General features: G+C 69.4%; 19 protein-coding genes. 14 read left to right on the forward strand and 5 right to left on the reverse strand.

Annotated features, from left to right (window positions below; genetic code table 11):
* The first annotated feature begins 31 nt into the window (after positions 1-31).
* Together WG923_RS22815 and WG923_RS22820 are read left to right on the forward strand one after the other, a co-directional pair.
* Entirely contained in the window at positions 32-1,474 is a 1,443-nt protein-coding gene (locus tag WG923_RS22815; RefSeq protein ID WP_340353306.1) for a S41 family peptidase, read from the forward strand.
* Between the two features lie 659 nt (positions 1,475-2,133).
* Positions 2,134-2,892, forward strand: a complete 759-nt coding sequence (locus WG923_RS22820; protein WP_340353307.1) for a HesA/MoeB/ThiF family protein — start codon at positions 2,134-2,136, stop codon at positions 2,890-2,892.
* Between the two features lie 3 nt (positions 2,893-2,895).
* On the opposite strand, the gene WG923_RS22825 is transcribed toward WG923_RS22820, so the two are convergent.
* Positions 2,896-3,054: a hypothetical protein gene (locus WG923_RS22825; protein ID WP_340353308.1), complete on the reverse strand. Its 159-nt coding sequence runs from the start codon at positions 3,052-3,054 to the stop codon at positions 2,896-2,898.
* A gap of 222 nt (positions 3,055-3,276) precedes the next feature.
* Here WG923_RS22825 and WG923_RS22830 point away from each other — a divergent pair, with 222 nt between their 5' ends.
* A complete protein-coding gene (locus WG923_RS22830; RefSeq protein WP_340353309.1) occupies positions 3,277-3,660 on the forward strand; it encodes a response regulator in 384 nt (127 codons plus the stop codon).
* Positions 3,661-3,679: 19 nt separating this feature from the next.
* Here WG923_RS22830 and WG923_RS22835 read toward each other — a convergent pair whose 3' ends face one another.
* Positions 3,680-4,312 carry a response regulator gene (locus WG923_RS22835; protein WP_193678111.1) on the reverse strand — a complete coding sequence of 211 codons (633 nt, stop codon included), beginning with the start codon at positions 4,310-4,312 and terminating at the stop codon, positions 3,680-3,682.
* Between the two features lie 159 nt (positions 4,313-4,471).
* Between WG923_RS22835 and WG923_RS22840 the strand changes: the two genes are divergently transcribed.
* The 7 genes from WG923_RS22840 (at position 4,472) to WG923_RS22870 (ending at position 8,944) form a co-directional block, all read left to right on the forward strand.
* Positions 4,472-5,809 (forward strand): CHASE3 domain-containing protein, encoded by a 1,338-nt coding sequence (locus WG923_RS22840; RefSeq protein ID WP_340353310.1) that lies wholly within the window; start codon positions 4,472-4,474, stop codon positions 5,807-5,809.
* A 165-nt stretch (positions 5,810-5,974) separates the two neighbouring features.
* A complete protein-coding gene (locus tag WG923_RS22845) occupies positions 5,975-6,139 on the forward strand; it encodes a DUF1328 domain-containing protein (protein ID WP_201690389.1) in 165 nt (54 codons plus the stop codon).
* A 31-nt stretch (positions 6,140-6,170) separates the two neighbouring features.
* Entirely contained in the window at positions 6,171-6,443 is a 273-nt protein-coding gene (locus WG923_RS22850) for a hypothetical protein (protein WP_340353311.1), read from the forward strand.
* A 22-nt stretch (positions 6,444-6,465) separates the two neighbouring features.
* Positions 6,466-6,840 carry a hypothetical protein gene (locus WG923_RS22855; protein WP_340353312.1) on the forward strand — a complete coding sequence of 125 codons (375 nt, stop codon included), beginning with the start codon at positions 6,466-6,468 and terminating at the stop codon, positions 6,838-6,840.
* On the forward strand, positions 6,837-7,292 hold the full coding sequence (locus tag WG923_RS22860; protein WP_340353313.1) for a hypothetical protein: 456 nt from the start codon (positions 6,837-6,839) through the stop codon (positions 7,290-7,292). The genes WG923_RS22855 and WG923_RS22860 overlap by 4 nt, the downstream gene beginning before the upstream one ends.
* Before the next feature lie 97 nt (positions 7,293-7,389).
* Positions 7,390-7,704 carry a BON domain-containing protein gene (locus WG923_RS22865; protein ID WP_340353314.1) on the forward strand — a complete coding sequence of 105 codons (315 nt, stop codon included), beginning with the start codon at positions 7,390-7,392 and terminating at the stop codon, positions 7,702-7,704.
* Positions 7,705-7,798: 94 nt separating this feature from the next.
* On the forward strand, positions 7,799-8,944 hold the full coding sequence (locus WG923_RS22870) for a zinc-binding metallopeptidase family protein (RefSeq protein ID WP_340353315.1): 1,146 nt from the start codon (positions 7,799-7,801) through the stop codon (positions 8,942-8,944).
* Between the two features lie 105 nt (positions 8,945-9,049).
* Here the strand turns inward: WG923_RS22870 and WG923_RS22875 are convergent, their stop codons facing one another.
* A complete protein-coding gene (locus tag WG923_RS22875; protein ID WP_340353316.1) occupies positions 9,050-9,496 on the reverse strand; it encodes a BON domain-containing protein in 447 nt (148 codons plus the stop codon).
* A gap of 111 nt (positions 9,497-9,607) precedes the next feature.
* A complete protein-coding gene (locus tag WG923_RS22880; RefSeq protein ID WP_340353317.1) occupies positions 9,608-12,064 on the reverse strand; it encodes a ligase-associated DNA damage response DEXH box helicase in 2,457 nt (818 codons plus the stop codon).
* 87 nt (positions 12,065-12,151) lie between these two features.
* Here WG923_RS22880 and WG923_RS22885 point away from each other — a divergent pair, with 87 nt between their 5' ends.
* From WG923_RS22885 to WG923_RS22900, 4 genes are all read left to right on the forward strand, one after another.
* Positions 12,152-13,102: a Bug family tripartite tricarboxylate transporter substrate binding protein gene (locus WG923_RS22885; protein ID WP_445322965.1), complete on the forward strand. Its 951-nt coding sequence runs from the start codon at positions 12,152-12,154 to the stop codon at positions 13,100-13,102.
* Between the two features lie 10 nt (positions 13,103-13,112).
* Complete coding sequence (locus tag WG923_RS22890) at positions 13,113-14,066, forward strand: Bug family tripartite tricarboxylate transporter substrate binding protein (protein WP_340353318.1); 954 nt, start codon at positions 13,113-13,115, stop codon at positions 14,064-14,066.
* A complete protein-coding gene (locus tag WG923_RS22895; RefSeq protein ID WP_340353354.1) occupies positions 14,066-15,388 on the forward strand; it encodes a sulfatase family protein in 1,323 nt (440 codons plus the stop codon). The genes WG923_RS22890 and WG923_RS22895 overlap by 1 nt, the downstream gene beginning before the upstream one ends.
* 267 nt (positions 15,389-15,655) lie before the next feature.
* Positions 15,656-17,374, forward strand: coding sequence for a SulP family inorganic anion transporter (locus tag WG923_RS22900; protein WP_340353319.1), 1,719 nt, complete (start codon positions 15,656-15,658; stop codon positions 17,372-17,374).
* On the opposite strand, the gene WG923_RS22905 is transcribed toward WG923_RS22900, so the two are convergent.
* Positions 17,331-18,410 carry a flavodoxin family protein gene (locus WG923_RS22905; protein ID WP_340353320.1) on the reverse strand — a complete coding sequence of 360 codons (1,080 nt, stop codon included), beginning with the start codon at positions 18,408-18,410 and terminating at the stop codon, positions 17,331-17,333. The two genes, WG923_RS22900 and WG923_RS22905, sit on opposite strands and share 44 nt — an antisense overlap.
* Positions 18,411-18,438 lie beyond the last annotated feature (28 nt).

The raw sequence follows: 18,438 nt of genomic DNA on the forward strand, positions 1-18,438 counted from the left end.
TATTGAAAGTCAGAGGACTAAAGACCGACCCATGAGCCACAAACTCAAGATTGCCGGCTGGATCTCCGTAGGCGCCCTTGCCGGAGCGCTCACCACGGTCTCGCTGCAGACCGTCGCCCGTGGCTCGCTCGCGCCGCTGCCGCTCGAAGAACTGCAGCAGCTCGCCGCGGTCTTCAGCATGATCAAGACCGACTACGTCGAGCCGGTCGACGAGAAGAAGCTGATCACCGATGCCATCTCCGGCATGGTGTCCAGCCTCGACCCGCACTCGCAGTACTTCGACAAGAAGTCCTTCAAGGAATTCCGGGAAGGCACGTCCGGCCGCTTCGTCGGCGTGGGCATCGAGATCTCGCAGGAAGACGGCCTGGTGAAGGTGGTCTCCCCGATCGAGGGCTCGCCCGCCTACCGCGCCGGCCTCAAGACCGGCGACCTGATCACCAAGATCGACGACACCGCCGTCAAGGGCCTGTCGCTGGCCGAGGCCGTCAAGCGCATGCGCGGCGAGCCCCAGACCAAGGTGATGCTCACCATCTACCGCAAGGACGAGAACCGCAGCTTCCCGGTCACGATCACCCGCGAGGAGATCAAGACCCAGTCGGTCAAGGGCAAGGTCATCGAGCCGGGCTACGGCTGGATCCGCCTGTCGCAGTTCCAGGAGCGCACCGTCGACGACTTCGTCCGCAAGGTCGAGGAGCTGTACAAGCAGGAACCCAACATGCGCGGCATCGTCCTCGACCTGCGCAACGACCCGGGCGGCCTGCTGGATTCGGCGGTCGCCATCTCCGCGGCCTTCCTGCCGGAGAACGTGAGCGTGGTGTCCACCAACGGCCAGCTGCCGGAGAGCAAGTTCGTCTACAAGGCCGCGCCGGAGTTCTACCAGCGCCGCGCCGGGGCGGATCCGCTGCGCCGCGTGCCGCAGCAACTGAAGTCGGTGCCGCTGGTGGTGCTGGTGAACGAAGGCTCCGCCTCCGCTTCCGAGATCGTGGCCGGCGCCCTGCAGGACCACCATCGCGGCATCATCCTGGGCAGCCAGACCTTCGGCAAGGGCTCCGTGCAGACCGTGCGCCCCCTGGGTCCGGACACCGGCCTGAAGCTGACCACGGCGCGCTACTACACCCCGAGCGGCCGTTCGATCCAGGCCAAGGGCATCGTGCCCGACGTCATGGTGGACGAAAGCGAAGAGGGCAACATCTTCTCCGTGCTGCGCACGCGCGAAGCCGATCTCGACAAGCACCTGCAGTCCGGCCAGGGCAACGAGGTCAAGGACCCGGTGCGCGAGAAGGCCCGCGAGGACGCCCGCAAGAAGGCCGAGGAAGAGGCCAAGAAGGGCCCGAACGAACGCAAGACGCCGCCCGAGTTCGGCAGCGACAAGGACTTCCAGCTCGTTCAGGCGCTGAACCAGCTCAAGGGCCGCCCGGTCGTCGTCTCCAAGACGCAGGTCGTGGAGAACAAGGAAGAGAAGAAGGAGAACTGATCTCTCCTTCCTGGACGAAAAGCCAGCCTTTGGGCTGGCTTTTTTTCTGGCGCCACGGCGGCCGATGGCCACCGCTGCCAGGTTGAGGTTGTCCCGTTCGGCCGATCTGCGCGCGGTAACCGCTGATGGGCCGTGTTCGGTGGACGGCGCGCCACTCGGGCCGGACCAGCCCGTGCCTGTCCGTCTCAGCGACTGTCCCCCGGCGCGGGTGAGTACCGTTGCCCGTGCCGGCGCCGCGCCCGCGCCTCCTCCTTGATGTCGCTGAGCCGGACAGCCACGGACTGGTCCTGCAGCGTGTCGACCGCACCGGTGTGGCTTCGGTTGGCGCCGTCGTCGGCTCGCGAGCTCACAGAGGGCCAGTGCGCTCGCACCCGCACTGGGGAGGACCAGGGCGTGACCGTCCGACTCGGCGACATCAAGGAGGAGGCGCGGGCGCCATGCCATCACGGGCAACGGTTCCCATCCGCGCCGGGGGACAGTCGCCGAGGCGGACGGTTACGCCCTGGTCCGGGTCGGAGGCAACGGGCAAACCTGGCGCCATCGCCCGCCCTTGTCTTTGACATCACGGTAATCGGCAAAATCTTCTTTGGCCTTCACCCCCGGGCAGGACCCCCAAAGCACCGGATGCCACGCGCCGCCCGCGTGGGCACAATCCGCCCATGACCGACGACCAGCTGCTCCGTTATTCGCGCCACATCCTCCTCGACGAAGTCGGCGTCGAAGGGCAGGAACGCTTCCTCGCGGCGCATGCGCTGGTGATCGGCGCGGGTGGCCTCGGCTCGCCGGTGGCGCTCTATCTCGGCACGGCGGGTGTGGGCACCATCACGATCGTCGATCACGACGCGGTGGACCTCACCAACCTGCAGCGCCAGATCGCGCACAACCTCGCACGCATCGGCCGCCCGAAGGCGGAGTCGGCGCGCGAAGCGATCGCGGCGATCAACCCCGACGTGCTGGTGCGGCCCCTGGTCCTCAAGGCCGACGCGCAGGTGCTCGACGAACTCGTGCCGCAGGCCGACGTCGTCCTCGACTGCTGCGACAACTTCGCCACGCGCCAGGCAATCAACCGGGCCTGCTTCGGGCACGGCAAGCCGCTCGTCTCGGGAGCGGCCATCCGCATGGATGGCCAGGTGAGCGTGTTCGATCCGCGCCGCCCCGACAGCCCCTGCTACGCCTGCGTGTTTCCGCCGGACCAGGACTTCGAGGAAACGCGCTGCGCCACGATGGGCGTGTTCGCGCCGCTGGTGGGCATCATCGGCGCGATGCAGGCCTCGGAGGCCTTGCGCCTGCTGGCGGGCGTGGGCACGTCGCTGGCGGGCCGCCTGCAGATGCTGGATGGACGCAGCATGGAATGGTCGGAGATGCGCGTGAAGCGCGACCCGGTGTGCGCGGTGTGCGGCACGCGCAAGGGCGCCTGAGGCTCAGTGGTCGAGGCCGAGCAGGCTGACGACCGTCGCGGCGGAAGAACCGGTCTGCGAGGCCATCTGCACTTCGGCGCTGCCGGGCTCGCCCAGCGCGACGAGCGCCGCGGCGAGCAGCGTGCCGAAGAAGACCATGGCCGACTGGACGAACAGCTTCATGTTGGATTTCACCCGGGACTCGTTTGTCCCCGTGCAGGCCAGTGTTCCAGAACGCGACCGGGCCGCAAGTCGGTTTGCTGCCGTGCACGGCGTCATCCCTCGCCTACAGCGGCCCCCGTAGGAAGCTTCCTACCCGCAGCCCGCGGCGCCGCTGGCACAATGCGCCCGGTCATCGGGGGGGGAACGCGGCTCCAGGCGGGCCGCGCGAGCACAAGGCGAAGAGTGGAACTGCGAACGTACATCGTCGAAGACAACGCAACCATCCGCGAGAACCTCATCGATGCGCTGCAGGAACTGGCCTCGGTGACGACGCTCGGCTGGGCCGAGACGGAGCACGCCGCGAACGAATGGCTCGCCGCGCACCGCCGCCAATGGGACCTGCTGATCGTCGACCTGTTCCTGAAACAGGGCAGCGGCCTGGGCGTGCTCGAGGCCTGCCAGGACCGCGGCCGGGGGCAACGCGTGGTGGTGCTGAGCAACTATGCGACATCCGACATGCGCAAGCGCTGCGCCCAGCTGGGCGCCGATGCGGTATTCGACAAGTCGAACGAGATCGACGCCCTGGTCGACTACTGCCTCGCCCTGGGCGAGCGGCCCTCGCCCTGAAGCGAGGGCGGCGCGCGCTTCAGTCGATCAGCTTGTTCTTCAGCGCGTAGTACGTCAGGTCGCTGTTGGAGGAGAGGTTCATCTTCTCCATCAGGCGCGTGCGGTACGTGCTGACCGTCTTCACCGAGAGCGACAGGGCCTTGGCGATGTCGCCGGCCGTCTCGCCCTTGGCGAGCTTGAGGAACACCTGGAATTCGCGCTCCGACAGCTGCTCGTGCGGCGCGCCGCCTTCCTTGCGATTGAGCTGCTGCGCCAGCAGTTCCGCCACCGCCGGAGAGATGTAGCGGCGGCCCAGCGCGATGGTGCGGATCGCGTTGACGATCTCCATCGGCTCGCATTCCTTGTTCAGGTATCCGCTCGCGCCCTGCCGGATCAGGTTCATCGCGTAGTGCTCTTCGGGGTACCCGGAGAGGATCAGGATGCCGACGTCCGGTGCCTTCGCACGGATCATGCCGAGCGCGTCGATGCCGCTCTGCCCCGGCATGGACAGGTCCATGACGAGGACGTCCATTTCGGTGGTGCGCACGAGGTCGATCGCCTCGCGTCCACTGGATGCTTCGCCGACGACGCGCAGGTCCACCTGCTCGGAGAAGAACTGTTTGAGGCCCGACCTCACGATAGCGTGGTCGTCCACAATGCCCACTTTGATCATGCTTCACCTTCAACGTCAAGCGAGTTTCATTGTGCCCCACTTCCGGATGGAAATGGCCTACCCTTGAGTCATGACGTGCGCGGATTTTATGCACAACGCTGAGTCTTTAGGGTGAAACTGCCGGCATCTTTCCGCTGGACGCGTGGCGCGATCAGTCTCGTGCTCGCAGTCCTCGCAGCCCTCGTGCTCATCGGTATCAACGAAGCCGGGTACGGCGAGTCCTCGGATGCGCTCGACCGTATCGAGCAATACACGGGCACGCGCAATACCGTGGGCAAGCTGCTGCAGCACATGCTCGACGCCGAGACCGGCTCGCGCGGCTACCTGCTCACGGGCGACCCGCGCTACCTCGAGCCGTACAACGCCGCGGTCGCCGAGATCAGCCAGCAGCTCGACCGGCTGCGCACGGCCTACGCGCCGAACTCCTCCGAGGCCGGGACGCTCAACGCGCTCACGCTGAACGTGCAGCGCAAGCTGGCCGAGATGGACCTGTCGGTGCGCATGCGCAAGCAGGGCAACGAGGAGGCGTGGAAGTCGGTGCTGCTCACCGACGTCGGCAAGGAGCACATGGATGCGATCCGCGCGCAGGCCGGCCGGCTGATCGACAGCGCGACCCGGCGCATGGCCGAGGCGCAGGACCGCGTGGAGCGCAGCCTGCTCTTCGCCCGCGCCGGCATCGCGATCGTCACCGGGGCCGCCCTGCTCGCGTTCTACCTCTATCTGCGCCAGACCACGCGGCTGAAGCTCGCCGGCGAACAGCAGCAGGCCGTGCTGCAGCAGGAGCGCGACCTGCTCGAGACGCAGGTGCGCGAACGCACGGCCTCGCTCGCCCAGCTCGCCACGCACCTGCAGCAGGTGCGCGAGGAGGAGCGCGGCCACCTCGCGCGCGAGCTGCACGACGAGCTCGGTGCGCTGCTGACGGCCGCGAAGCTCGATGTCGCGCGGCTGAAGTCGCGCCTCGGCCCGCAGCAGCCGCCCGAAGTCGGCCAGCGGCTGCAGCACCTGACCGAAACCCTCAACAGCGGCATCGCGCTGAAGCGCCGCATCATCGAGGACCTGCGCCCTTCCTCGCTGGCCAACCTCGGGCTCACCGCGGCGCTGGAGATCCTGGCGCGCGAATTCTCGGAACGCTCCGGAATCGAAGTGGCCACCAACCTCGAATCCGTGCAGCTCGACGAGGGCAGCCAGCTCACGGTCTATCGCATCGTGCAGGAGTCGCTCACCAACGTGGGCAAGTACGCCGAAGCGACCCAGGTCGAGGTCGGCGTGCGCGAATACAGCAACCACGTGGAGGTCGAGATCCGCGACGACGGCAAGGGCTTCGACGTGCGCAGCGCGAAACCTTCGACGCACGGCCTGGCCGGCATGCGCCACCGCGTCGAAGCCGCCGGCGGGCGCCTGACCGTCAGTTCGCAGCCCGGCCAGGGCACGCGCATCCTCGCGAGCCTGCCCAAGGCCGCGGCGACCGCACGCGCGCCCGTGGCCGAGATTGTCTGAAGGGCGGGCGGCGGGTGTCAGTGCGTTCCTACATCCGCACCTACCCCGTCGATGACAGCCGTTGGCGCCGTCCCCCGAACTCGGCGTCGGCGCGTATCCTTAAGCTAGCCGCAGGCACGAATCGCCTGCGTGCCCTGTGCTGAAGGCTTGCTGGGAGTTTGTACCGTGCTGCATTACGCCGTCGTCTTTCTCGTCATCGCGCTCATCGCGGCGGTGCTGGGTTTCGGCGGCATTGCGGCGGGAGCCGCCAGCATCGCGAAGCTGCTGTTCTTCGTCTTCGTGGTCCTCGCGCTCGTCGCCTTCGTCGCCAGCCTGAAGCGCAAGCCCTAGTCAGGAACTACCAATGAAAAGAGAGGACCTCATGAACGATATGCATGCCACGCTGGACAGCACGCGCAAGATGGCCGCCGACGCGCTCGATCGCGCCAGCGCTTCGATGAAGGACCTGCGCAGCGGCGTGTCCGAGCGCGCCACGGCCGCCCAGCGCTACATGGGCGAGTACGCGCGCACCGGCACCCGCTACGTCTCGGAGCATCCGATGAAGTCGGCGCTGATCGCCGCCGCCGTCGGCGCCGCCGTCGCGGGGCTGATCATCGCCCTGCGCCATCGCGAAGACCGCGACAGCTGGTTCTAAGGGAAAGGTTGCGCGTCCATCCATGGTGCATCCGATCTTCTCGGTGCTGATCACCAAGCCGGAACTGGTGATGGAGCACGTCGCGGGCTATGCCTCGCTGATGCGCGAGGAAGCCTCCTCCGTGGGCAAGGAAGTGGCGAAGCGGGCCGTTGCCTGGGCCGCGACGCTGTTCTGCCTGCTCGTGTTCCTGATCCTCTGCGGCGTGGCGGCCATGCTGGCCGCCATCCACGCCGAGTTCCATTGGGCGCTGGTCGTGGTGCCGGGCATCACGCTCGTGCTCGCGATCGCCGCATTCATGGTGGCCCGCCAGCCGCTGCCCGAGAAGGCTTTCACCGAATTGAAGCAGCAGCTCGATGCCGACGCGCAGGCCTTGCGCTCGATCAGCGCCAGGTCATGAGCGAAGCCTCCGACAAGCTGGCGCGCAGCCGGCAGGCGATCGTCGAGCACATCGCGCGCAGGCAGCGCAGGCACGACCCGCGCGAGGAACCGCCCGAGGGCTACGACGACCCGCTGACGGCCTTCGCCGCCGACGAGGAGCCGTACGAAGGGGGCGGCGGCTGGTTCGGCCGCCTCCGGCATGCGGTGGGCACCTGGTGGCGCTACCACCCGGCGCACATGGCGGTGGAGCTCGCCACGCCCGTGATGCGCAGCTACGCGCGGCGCAAGCCGGTGCAGCTGCTGGCGATCTCGGCAGCCGCTGGCGCGGCGCTCACCCTCGCGCGCCCCTGGCGCCTGATCTCGCTGACCACGCTGGTCGTGGCCGTGCTGAAGTCCTCGCAGCTGTCGCACCTGCTCATGGCGGCGATGTCCGCGGCGGACTACCGCAAGGACGCCGACCGGCCGGAATGAACGAATGAATCCGCCGCGGGAGGGACCGGTGCGGCCTTCCCGCGGCTCCTGGCAGATACCGCACCACACAACATCCTCGTACAGGAAGGGAGCTCCCATGAAACAGACCCGCGCCATCGCCCTCGCGATCCTCACCGGCCTCACGCTCGTCACCACCGGCTGCGCCGTCATGCGCGGCCAGGAAACGGTCGGCAGCTACGTCGACGACAAGACGATCACCACCGCCGTCAAGGCGAAGCTGATCGAGGACAAGACGACCGGCGGCCTCTCGATCAACGTCGACACCCTGAACGGCGAAGTCGCGCTGTCCGGGTTCGCCAAGTCGCAGGCCGAGAAGGACCAGGCCGGTCGCATCGCCGCCGCCACCAAGGGCGTGCGCGCCGTGCGCAACAACCTCGTCGTGCGTCCGTAACACGCACGGCTGGGGGCGGCCGCTGGTGCCGCCAGGACGGGGCAGGCCGCCCGCGGGCGCGCCTGCCTTTTTTTTTCCGCGAAGGGGACGCGACATGAAAACCTTCCATTGCCAGTTCTGCGGCCACCCGGTCTTCTTCGAGAACGTGCAGTGCCTGCAGTGCGGCAGCGCGCTGGCCTTCCTGCCCGATCGCCTGAACATGTCGGCCATCGAGGAAGTGCCCGATGGCGACGAGGGCCTGTGGCGCCCGCGTGGGCGCGGCAGGAAGGCGTCCGCCCTGCGCTATCGCCTGTGCCACAACCACACGACGCAGAACGCCTGCAACTTCGCCGTGCCCGCGCAGGACCCGAACCGGCTGTGCGTGTCGTGCCGGCTCACCCGCGTGCTGCCGGACCTCTCGGTGCCGGAGAACCCGCTGCGCTGGTACCGGCTCGAGACGGCCAAGCGCCGCCTGTTCTACACGCTGGCCAAGCTGGGGCTCGTGGCGGCGAATCCGCCTGCCGGCAGTGCCGACGGCCCGGTGTTCGAATTCCTCGCCGACCTGCCCGGGCAGCCGGTGATGACCGGGCATGCGCAGGGCGTGATCACGCTCAACGTGGCCGAGGCCGACGACGCGGAGCGCGTGCGGCGGCGCGAGGAGATGCACGAGCCTTACCGCACGCTGCTCGGGCACCTGCGCCACGAGTCCGGCCACTACTACTGGGACCGCCTGATCGACGAGGGCGGCCGCGCGGAGAGCTTCCGCGGGGTGTTCGGTGACGAGCGGCAGGATTACCAGCAGGCGCTGCAGGCGCACTACGCGCGCGGCGGCACGGTGCCGGACTGGCAGGAAAGCTTCGTCAGCCAGTACGCCAGCGCGCATCCGTGGGAGGACTGGGCCGAGACCTGGGCGCACTACCTGCACATGGTGGACCTGCTGGAGACGGCCGCCGCGTACAACACGCGCCTGCGCATTCCCGGCCAGGAACTGGAAGTGGAGGAGGTGGTGAACCCGCTGGAGACCGGCTATCCCGACTTCGAGACGCTGGTGGAGCAGTGGGTGCCGCTCACGCTGCTCCTGAACAGCCTCAACCGCAGCCTGGGGCAGGAGGACGCGTATCCCTTCGCGCTCTCGCCGGGCGCGCTGGACAAGCTGCGCTACGTGCACGACGTGATCAGCGAGACCCGGTCGCACGCGCCCGCGAAGGGCGCCGAGCCGCAGAAGAACAAGGGCACGACGGAGTCGACGGCGGCGCCGTGACGGCGGCGGCTTCCTGCCTGGCGCAGGCTGGGCTCGCCGCAGGCGACCCCGGCGACGACGCCGCAAGCTGGTGTGCGCTTCGCGCAGACCAGCCTACCCGGGAGATCAGCCCAGCGTCAGCAGGTTGTCCACCGACTTCACGCCGGCGACGCCGCGGGCCAGCTGGCCCGCCCGTTCACGCGCCGCCGGGTCCGGGGCGCGCCCCACCAGCGTGACCGCGCCGTCGTCGCTATGCACGTCGATCTTCATCGCGCCGAGGTCGGGGTCGTTCGCCAGCGAGGACTTGACGTCCGAGGAGATCTTCACGTCCGGGTCGTCCTTCGCCGCCGGCGCGGTGTCGGGCGCGGCGCCCATGGTGGCGGTGTTGTTCTCCACCCCCTGCGCCTGGTGTTCGTCCTTCGCGCCCTCCATGCCCTGGCGGTTGATCTCCACGTTGGCCTGCGCGGGCTGCGCCAGCTCCGTGTTCTCCACGCGGTCGCCGCACGCGCCGAGGGCGAACAGCATCGCCAGTGCGGAGGCGGCACTGGCCGTCCTCTTCCATCCTGCATTCATATCCGGTACTCCCAACGACTTCCTTGCTTGTGGCGCCACTGTAGGGACGCGACCGCGCGCCCACGGTGGGGTTGGGGCGTAAGCGAACGTAGGAAAACGGCAGGCCGTCGTCTAGGAGCCCTCGTCGGCTTCCATGTCACGCAGGATCCGCTCGAGCCGCGCCGCCAGCGTTTCCGTGCTCAGTTTCTCGCGGAAGCGCTCCACCATCAGCGGCAGGCTCAGCGGACTGGGGTGCCGCAACGGCGCGTAGACCACCTTCTTCGTGCGCATGCGCTCCAGCGTCCCGGCCAGCCGCGACAGCTCCAGCTCCTGGCTCAGCACTTCGCTCTCCGCCTGGTTCAACAGCAGGTTGCCGGCGTCGTACTTGCGGAACACCTCGTAGAACAGCGCGCTGGAAGCCTGCACCTGGCGCGCGCTCTTCGGCTGGCCCGGGTAGCCGCTGGAGACCAGGCCCGCGATGCGCGCGATCTCGCGGAAGCGCCGCTGCTTCAACTCGCCGGAGTTGAGCGACGCGAGCACGTCGTGCAGCAGGTCGGTCGCCGAGAAGATCGCCTGGCTCGTCACCGGCTCGCTGTCGAAGGGCGCGGCGCTCACCAGTTCCAGCCCGTAGTCGTTGATCGACATACTGAAGGTGTTGGGCTGCTCGCGCGCCAGCCGCCACGCCAGCAGGCTCGCCAGCCCCAGGTGCACGTTGCGGCCGGCGAAAGGGTACAGGTACAGGTGCTGGCCTTCGCGCGACTGGAAGGCCTCCACCAGCAGCGTGCCGGGCGTGGGGATCCGCGACAGGCGCTGCTGCGTCAGCAGCATGGGGCGCGCGGCCTCCAGTTCCGGCTCGAGGAACCGGCCCTGCGCCGCGTCCTGCAGCATCTCCAGCACCGCGTCGCTCAGCTCGGTGGACAGCGCCATCTTGCTGCCCATCCAGGTCGGCACGGTGCCCTTGTTGCGCGTGGCCTTGCGCACGTACGCCGCCATGTCGCGCACCCGCACGAATTCCAGCAGCTTGCCGGCGAAGAAGAAGCAGTCGCCCTGCCGCAGGCGCGCGATGAAGCCCTCCTCGATCGTGCCGATGGGTGCGCCGCCCAGGTACTTCACCTGGATCGCCGCGTCGCTGACGATCGTGCCGATGCCCAGCCGGTGCCGCTTGGCCACGCCGGCATCCCTGACGCGGTAGACGCCCTCCTCGTCGCGCACGATGCGGTGGTACTCGGGATAGGCGCCCAGGCTGTCGCCGCCACGCTCGCAGAAGGCCACCACCCAGTCGAACTCGGCGCGCGTGAGCGCCCGGTACGACCACGCGCCCGTCACCTCGGCAAACAGCTCGTCGGCGCGGAAGCCGCCGCCCAGCGCGATCGTCACGATGTGCTGCACCAGCACGTCGAGCGGCTTGGCGGGCGCCACGCGTTGCTCCACCCTTCCCTCGTGCGCCGCCCGGCGCGCGGCCGCCGCCTCCACGATCTCCATCGTGTTGGTGGGCACCAGCGTGACGCGGCTCGGCCGGCCGGGCGCATGGCCGCTGCGGCCGGCGCGCTGCAGCATGCGGGCGACACCCTTGGCGGAGCCGACCTGCAGCACCCGTTCCACCGGCAGGAAGTCGACGCCCAGGTCCAGCGACGAGGTCGCCACCACGGCGCGCAGGGTGCCGTCCTTCAGGCCCTGCTCCACCCATTCGCGCGTGCCCCGGTCCAGGGAGCCGTGGTGCAGCGCGATGTGGCCCGCCCAGTCCGGCCGCGCCTGCAGCAGCAGCTGGTACCAGGCCTCGGCCTGCGAGCGCACGTTGGTGAAGACCAGGGTGGTGCCGGAGCGCTCGATCTCCTCCACCACCGGCAGCTGCATGCCGGCGCCGAGGTGGCCTGCCCAGGTGTACTTGCCCGGATTCGGCGGCAGCAGCGTGTCGATCAGGAGCGTCTTGTCGATCTTGCCGCGCACCAGCCGCGGCGCCGGATCCTCCTCGGGTCCGCACAGCACCTGCATCGCCTGCTCCAGGTTGCCCAGCGTGGCGCTCAGGCCCCAGGTGACCAGGCCCGGATGCAGCCGCCGCAGCCGCGCCAGCGCGAGTTGCGCCTGCACGCCGCGCTTGCTGCCGATCAGCTCGTGCCATTCGTCGAGCACGACGTATTCCACGCCGGCCAGTTCGGTGCGCGCGTTCTCGCGCGTGAGCATCAGCGTGAGCGACTCCGGCGTGGTGACGAGCACGGTCGGCATGCGCCGGTCCTGCCTGGCGCGCTCGGCGCTGGTCGTGTCGCCGGTGCGCAGGCCGAGCGTCCAGTTCGGCGCCAGGTCCGCCAGCGGCTGCAGCAGCGCCTTGGCCGTGTCGGAGGCCAGGGCCCGCATCGGGGTCAGCCAGATCGCGCGCAGGGGCTCCGCGGCGCGGCCGGGCGGATGCCGGCGCAGCAGCGCGTCGAGAATGCCGAGCCACACCGCGTAGGTCTTGCCCGCGCCCGTCGTGGCGTGCAGCATGCCGCTGCGGCCTTCGGCCACCGCCTGCCAGACTTCCTGCTGGAAGCCGAACGGCAGCCAGCCACGGCCCGCCAGCCAGGCGACCGCGTGCGAACCGGACGCCTGGCTCATTCGGGTTTTCGCGCAGATGTTGGATCGATCCATCGATTGTGACCGCACTACATTGGAGCCGGGCCCCATCCGCAAGGAGAGACACGAGTGAAAAGACGCGACACATTGATCGCCGCGCTGCTGGCGCCGGCGGCCGGCGCCCTGCGCGCCCAGGGCGAGACGCTGCGCATCGTGACCGGCTTCGCGCCCGGCGGGGCCACCGACCGCGTGGCGCGCATCGTCGGCGAGAAGCTGCAGGCCAGGCTGGGCACCACCGTGATCGTGGAGAACCGCACCGGCGCGGGCGGACGGCTCGCCGCGCAGCAGGTCAAGGCCACCCCGGCCGGCCAGCACGTGCTGATGCTCGCCAACCCCGCCGTGATGCTCGTCGCCCCGCTGGTCTTCAAGGACAACGGCTACGACCCGGACCGCGACTTCGTCCCCGTCTCGCACGTGAACGACTACGAGTTCGCGCTCAGCGTGGGCACGGCGGTGCCGGTGCGCGAACTGTCGCACCTGCTCGCCTGGCTGCGCGCCAACCCGGAGCAGGCCAACTTCGGCGTGCCCGCCACCGGCAGCCTGCCGCACTTCTTCGCGCTGATGCTGGCGGCCAAGGCGGGCGTGAAGGCACAAGTGGTGGGCTACCGCGGGTCGGCGCCGCTGATCACGGACCTGATCGGCGGGCAGGTGCCCGTCTCGATCGACACGCTCGACACCGTGCTGCCCCAGCACGAGGCCGGCAAGCTGCGCATCCTGGCGAGCTCGGGCGCGAAGCGTTCGCCGCTCGCTCCCAACGTGCCGACCTTCCGCGAATCGGGCCTGAACCTCGTGGCGACGGGGTGGAACGCATTCTTCGCGCCGGCCTCCATGCCCGCACCGCTGGTGCAGCGCTACGCCACCGCGATCCGCGAGGTGATGGCCGACGCGGACACGCAGCGCAAGTTCGCCGCCGCGCAGATGTCGCCGGTGGTGGCCACGCAGGCGCAGACCCAAGCCATGTTGAAAGGCTACCGCGCGCAGTGGGCGCCGGTGGTGGCGCAATCGGGCTACCAGCCCTGAAGGAATCCCGATGAAACGACTGCTCATGGCGGCCCTGTTTGCCGCCGCCCTTTCCCCCGCCCTCGCCCAGCCGGTGTGGCCCACGAAGCCGGTGAAGTTCGTCAACAACTTCCCGCCCGGCGGCCCCTCCGACATGATCGCGCGCTCGATCGCCGACGTGCTGTCCAACCAGTTCAAGCAGCCCTTCATCGTCGAGAACAAGGCCGGCGCCAGCGGCAACATCGGCGCCGACGCGGTGGCCAAGGCGGCACCGGATGGCAGCACCGTGCTGTTCGGCATCGACAGCACCTTCACCGTCAATCCGCACATCTACAAGGGCATGCCGTTCAAGCCGGCCGACCTGCGGCCGATCCTGATCATGGCCTCGTCGGGGCTGCTGGTGGGCGTGCATCCCTCGACGGGCCTGCGCACGATGCAGGACCTGGTGGCCGCCGCGAAGACGAAGAACGTGACCTTCAGTTCGGCCGGCAGCGGCAGCCCGGGCCACCTGGCCGCCGAGGTGTTCACCGAAGCCACGGGCGCGAAGGTGACCCACGTGCCCTACAAGGGCAACACGCCCGCCGTGACGGCGGTGCTGGCTGGCGAAGTCACCGGCGGCGTGCTGGCCACGCCCGGCATGCTGCCGCACGTGAAGGCCGGCAAGATCACGCCGCTGGCCGTCACGAGCCGCAAGCGCTCGACGCTTGCGCCGGAGATCCCGACCGTCGCAGAAACGGGCCTGCCGCAGCTCGAACAGGAGGTGCTGTACCTGGCGATGGTGCCCGCGGCGACGCCGGAACCCGTGGTGCAGGCGATCCAGAAGGCCATGGCCGACGCGCTGGCGCGGCCCGAGGTCCGTGCGCGGCTCGAGGGCCTGGACCTGCACTACGAGGGCCTTGCCGGTGCGGCCGCCAGCCGGCGGCTGGCGGAACTCTCCGACCGCTACGGCAAGGTGATCCGCGTGACCGGCATGAAGGTGGAATGATGGCGCGCCGACCCAACGTGATCTTCATCGTGGCCGACGACCTGGGCTTCGCGGACTTGGGGTGCTACGGCGGGCGCGACGCGACCTTCGGCCCCGTGTCGCCGCAGCTCGACGCGCTCGCCGCGAACGGCCTGCGCTTCACGCAGGGCTATTCCAATTCGCCGGTCTGCTCGCCGACGCGCTTCGCGCTCATGACGGCGCGCTACCAGTACCGGCTGCGCGGCGCGGCGGAAGAACCGATCAACAGCCGCAGCCGCGGCAGCGCGACGCTGGGCCTGCCGCCCGAACATCCCACGCTGCCTTCGCTGCTGCGGCAGGCCGGCTACCGCACCGCCCTGGTCGGCAAGTGGCACCTGGGCTACCCGCCCCACTTCGGCCCGCTGCGCTCCGGCTACGACGAGTTCTTCGGCCCGATGTCCGGCGGGGTCGACTACTTCACCCACCGCAGTTCCAACGGCGCGCACGACCTGTGGTCCGGCGAGGAGGAGCGCGCCGAGGAAGGCTACCTCACGGACCTGATCTCGCGCCGCGCCGTGGACTACGCGGAGCGCATGGCGCAGGACGCCGGGCAGCCCTTCTTCCTCAGCCTGCACTACACGGCGCCGCACTGGCCGTGGGAGACGCGCGACGACGCGGCGCTGGCCCACGAGGTGAAGGACAACCTGTTCCACCTGCACGGCGGCAACATCCACACCTACCGCCGCATGATCCACCACATGGACGAAGGCATCGGCTGGGTGATGCAGGCGCTGCGGCGCCACGGCCTGGAGCGCGACACGCTGGTGGTCTTCACCAGCGACAACGGGGGCGAGCGCTTCTCCGACAACTGGCCGCTGGTGGGCGGCAAGATGGACCTCACCGAGGGCGGCATCCGCGTGCCGTGGATCGCGCACTGGCCGGCGGGGATCCGGCCGGGCCAGGTCACCGCGCAGCAGTGCATGACGATGGACTGGTCCGCCACGATGCTCGAACTCGCGGGGGCGCAGCCCGATCCGGCCTACCCGCTCGATGGCGTGTCGCTCGCGCCGGCGCTGCAGGAGCCGCAGCGCACCTTCGCGCGGCCGCTGCACTGGCGCATGAACCACCGCGGCCAGCGCGCGCTGCGCGACGGCGACTGGAAGTACCTGCGCGTGGACGGCCACGACTACCTGTTCAACATCCCGGCCGACGAACGCGAGCGTGCCAACCTCGCCGGGCGCGAACCCGCTCGCCTCGTCGACATGCGCGACGCCTGGGAGGCGTGGAACGAGACGATGCCGCCGATCCCGGAAGATGCGACGGTGAGCCTCGGGTACTCCGTGAAGGACATGCCGCAGCGGTGAGGGTCTGAAGCCGGGGGGCGAACATCCGGACATCCGGACATCCGGACATCCGGACATCCGGACATCCGGACGCAGAGGGCGCAAAGGGTACGCAGAGGACGCAAAAAAGAGAGAGAGGAAGGAAGACGGGCGGGCGTTTGTTCTTCGCGCCACCGGGAAGGGGCCTTCCCATTTCCTTTCTTCTTTCGGTTTCTTCTGCGTCCTCTGCGTACCCTTCGCGTCCTCTGCGTCCGGCTGTCCGCCTCAACCCCGGGCAAAATGGCAGCGATGTCCAGTCTGTCCCGTTGGCTCCCCTTCCTGAACTGGCCGCGGCCCGACGCGCACCTGCTGCGCGGCGAGGCGATCGCGGCGATCACCGTCGCCGTCGTGATGATCCCGCAGTCGGTGGCCTACGCCGGCCTCGCCGGCATGCCGCTGGTGACGGGGCTTTACGCGACCTTCCTGCCCGCGCTGTTCGCGGTCCTCTTCAGCGCATCGACCCGGCTTTCGGTCGGCCCGTCGGCCCTGAGCAGCGTGCTGGTCGGCGCCTCGCTGACCGGCATGGCGGAGCCGGCCAGCGCGAGCTGGATCGCACTGGCGGTATGGCTCGCGCTCCTTTCGGGCCTGCTGCAGATCGTCGTGGGCGCGACGCGGTCGGCATGGGTGCTCAATCTCGTGAGTTCGCCGGTGCTCACCGGCTTCAGCCAGGCGGCCGCGCTGCTGATCATCGCCTCGCAGCTGCCCGCGCTGATCGGCCTCGAGGGCTCGCTCGGCCAGCTGCTGCATTCGCCGCACCTCGACCCGCAGGCGCTCGCCTACGGCCTCGTGAGCCTGGTGCTGTTCGTCGGCGCGCGGCGGCTGGCGCCGCGCCTGCCGATCATGCTGATCGTGCTGGCGGCCGCCGGCCTCCTCAGTTATCTCACGGGGTATTCCACCGGCGGCGGCGCGGTCGTGGGACCGCTGCCGCAGGGGCTGCCAGCCCTCTACTGGCCCGGGTGGCCCGGCTGGGAACAGTTCTCCACGCTGATCGCCCCCGCGCTCGTGCTGACGCTGGTCAGCTCGCTGGAAATGGCCTCCAGCGCCAAGATCGAGAGCCAGCATGACGGCAAGCGCTGGGATGCGAACCAGGACCTGGTCGGGCAAGGCGCGGGCAAGCTGGCTTCGGCCTTCTCCGGCGCGTTCGCCACCAGCACCTCGTTCTCGCGCTCGGCGCTGACGCTCTACGCGGGCGCGCGCACCGGCTGGGCGACGGTGATCGCGACGGGCTTCGTGCTGCTGGTGCTGCTGTTCCTCACCCCGGCGCTGTCGCACGTGCCCAAGGCGGTGCTGTCGGCCGTGGTGGTGGCCGCGGTGTCCAGCCTGTTCAAGCCCCGCGTGTTCGCGCAGCTGTGGGGCATCGACCGGGTCGAGGCCGCCACCGCTGGCGCCACCTTCGCCGTCACCATCCTCTCCGCGCCGCGCATCTACTGGGGCGTGCTCACGGGCGTGCTGATCGGCCTGGCCTACTTCCTGTACCTGCGGCTGCACCCGCGCATCATCGAGGTGGGGCTGCATCCGGACGGCAGCCTGCGCGACCGGCACCTGTGGAAGCTGCCGCCGCTGGCTCCGCACCTCTATGCGCTGCGCATGGACGCCGAGCTGGATTTCGCCTCGGCCACCGACATGGAGCGCGCGATCGTGGAGCACCTGGCCGCGCATCCGGAAGTGCGCGACGTGTGCCTGTTCGCGCACCCCATCAACCGCATCGATGCCACCGGCGTGGAGATGTTCGGCCAGTTGCGCAAGGCGCTGAAGGAGCGCGGCATCACGCTGCATATCAGCGGCATCAAGCTGCCGGTCGAGCGCGTGCTGAAACGCGCCGGCGTGCTCGCGCCCGACCCGCTGCTGAAGATGTACCGCACCGACAACGACGCGCTGCATGCCTTCGGCACGCTCCGGCGCGACGAGGTGCTGCCCGAGCCGCCTACTTCGGACGCGGACGCGGAAGATTCCGCCCCGGTGCGCTGAGCCGGCCCTGCCGCAGTTCGGCCACGGCCTGCGCCAGCGCGCGGGCGGCGTTGCGCACTTCCTCCTGGAAGGCCTCGTCCCCGTCGAGGGCGACGTGGCTGGTGGCGTAGGGCTCGTAGTAGCCGACGTAGCGATCGAGCCGGCTGCTGGCGCCGGCGTCGATCAGGCCCATCCAGTCCAGCTGGTCGCACAGGATGCGGCGCGCGCCGTCGATGCCGGCCACGTCGCCGTGCACCACCACGCCGTAGGTGCGGCCCGCGAGGTGCTTCGGATAGTTCCAGCCTGCGAGCTCCAGGGCCTTGGCCTTCGCGGCGTCCTTGCCGCCGGTGGAGGTCGGGTCGGGGTTGCCGCCGTCCGCACAGACCAGCCGGTCCAGCATCAGCTTGACCGGGCTGGAGGTGGCATACCAGTGCGTGGGCGTCACCAGCAGCACGCCGTGCGCGGCGGTCCAGCGCTCGTAGATCTCGGCCATCCAGTCGTTGACCTGCTGGGTGGCGTGATTGGGATAGCAGCTGCAAGGCCAGTGGCACAAGGGCATGGCGGTGGAGACGCAGCCCTTGCAGGGATGGATGTGGCGGTCGTAGTCGGAGGTGAGCTGGCTCAGATCGAGCAGGTCGACCTCCGGCCCCTCGGCGCGCAGCGCCTCCTGCGCGATGCGCGCCAGGCGGAAGGTCTTGGAGATCTCGCCCGGGCAGGTGCCGTCGTTGCGCGGGGAGCCGCAGATCACGAGCACGCGCGAAGGCGTCGCGGGATCGGCCCAGCGGGCCTGCGCAGCGAGCAGGCGACCGCGCGTCTCGTACCACTCGGTGGAAAGATCGTAGTCGGGGTCCTGGAACTCGCTGCCGGCCTTGCGGGTGACGGGCGCCTTGCGTCCCTTGGAGTACGCATCCCACGCGATCGCCTCCAGCCGGGTGATCGCCTCGTCCTCCGCGCGGTAGGCGGGATCGAGGAAGCGGGCGCGGAAGCGCTCGCGGAACTCATCGCGGGGGTGCAGGCCGCCCCACTCTCCCTTGCGGACCTCGGGCGCTTTCGCCATGGCAGTTTCCCCGGATGTGGATGCGAGG

This window comes from Ramlibacter sp. AN1133 (assembly GCF_037890035.1).
Taxonomy (GTDB): domain Bacteria; phylum Pseudomonadota; class Gammaproteobacteria; order Burkholderiales; family Burkholderiaceae_C; genus Ramlibacter.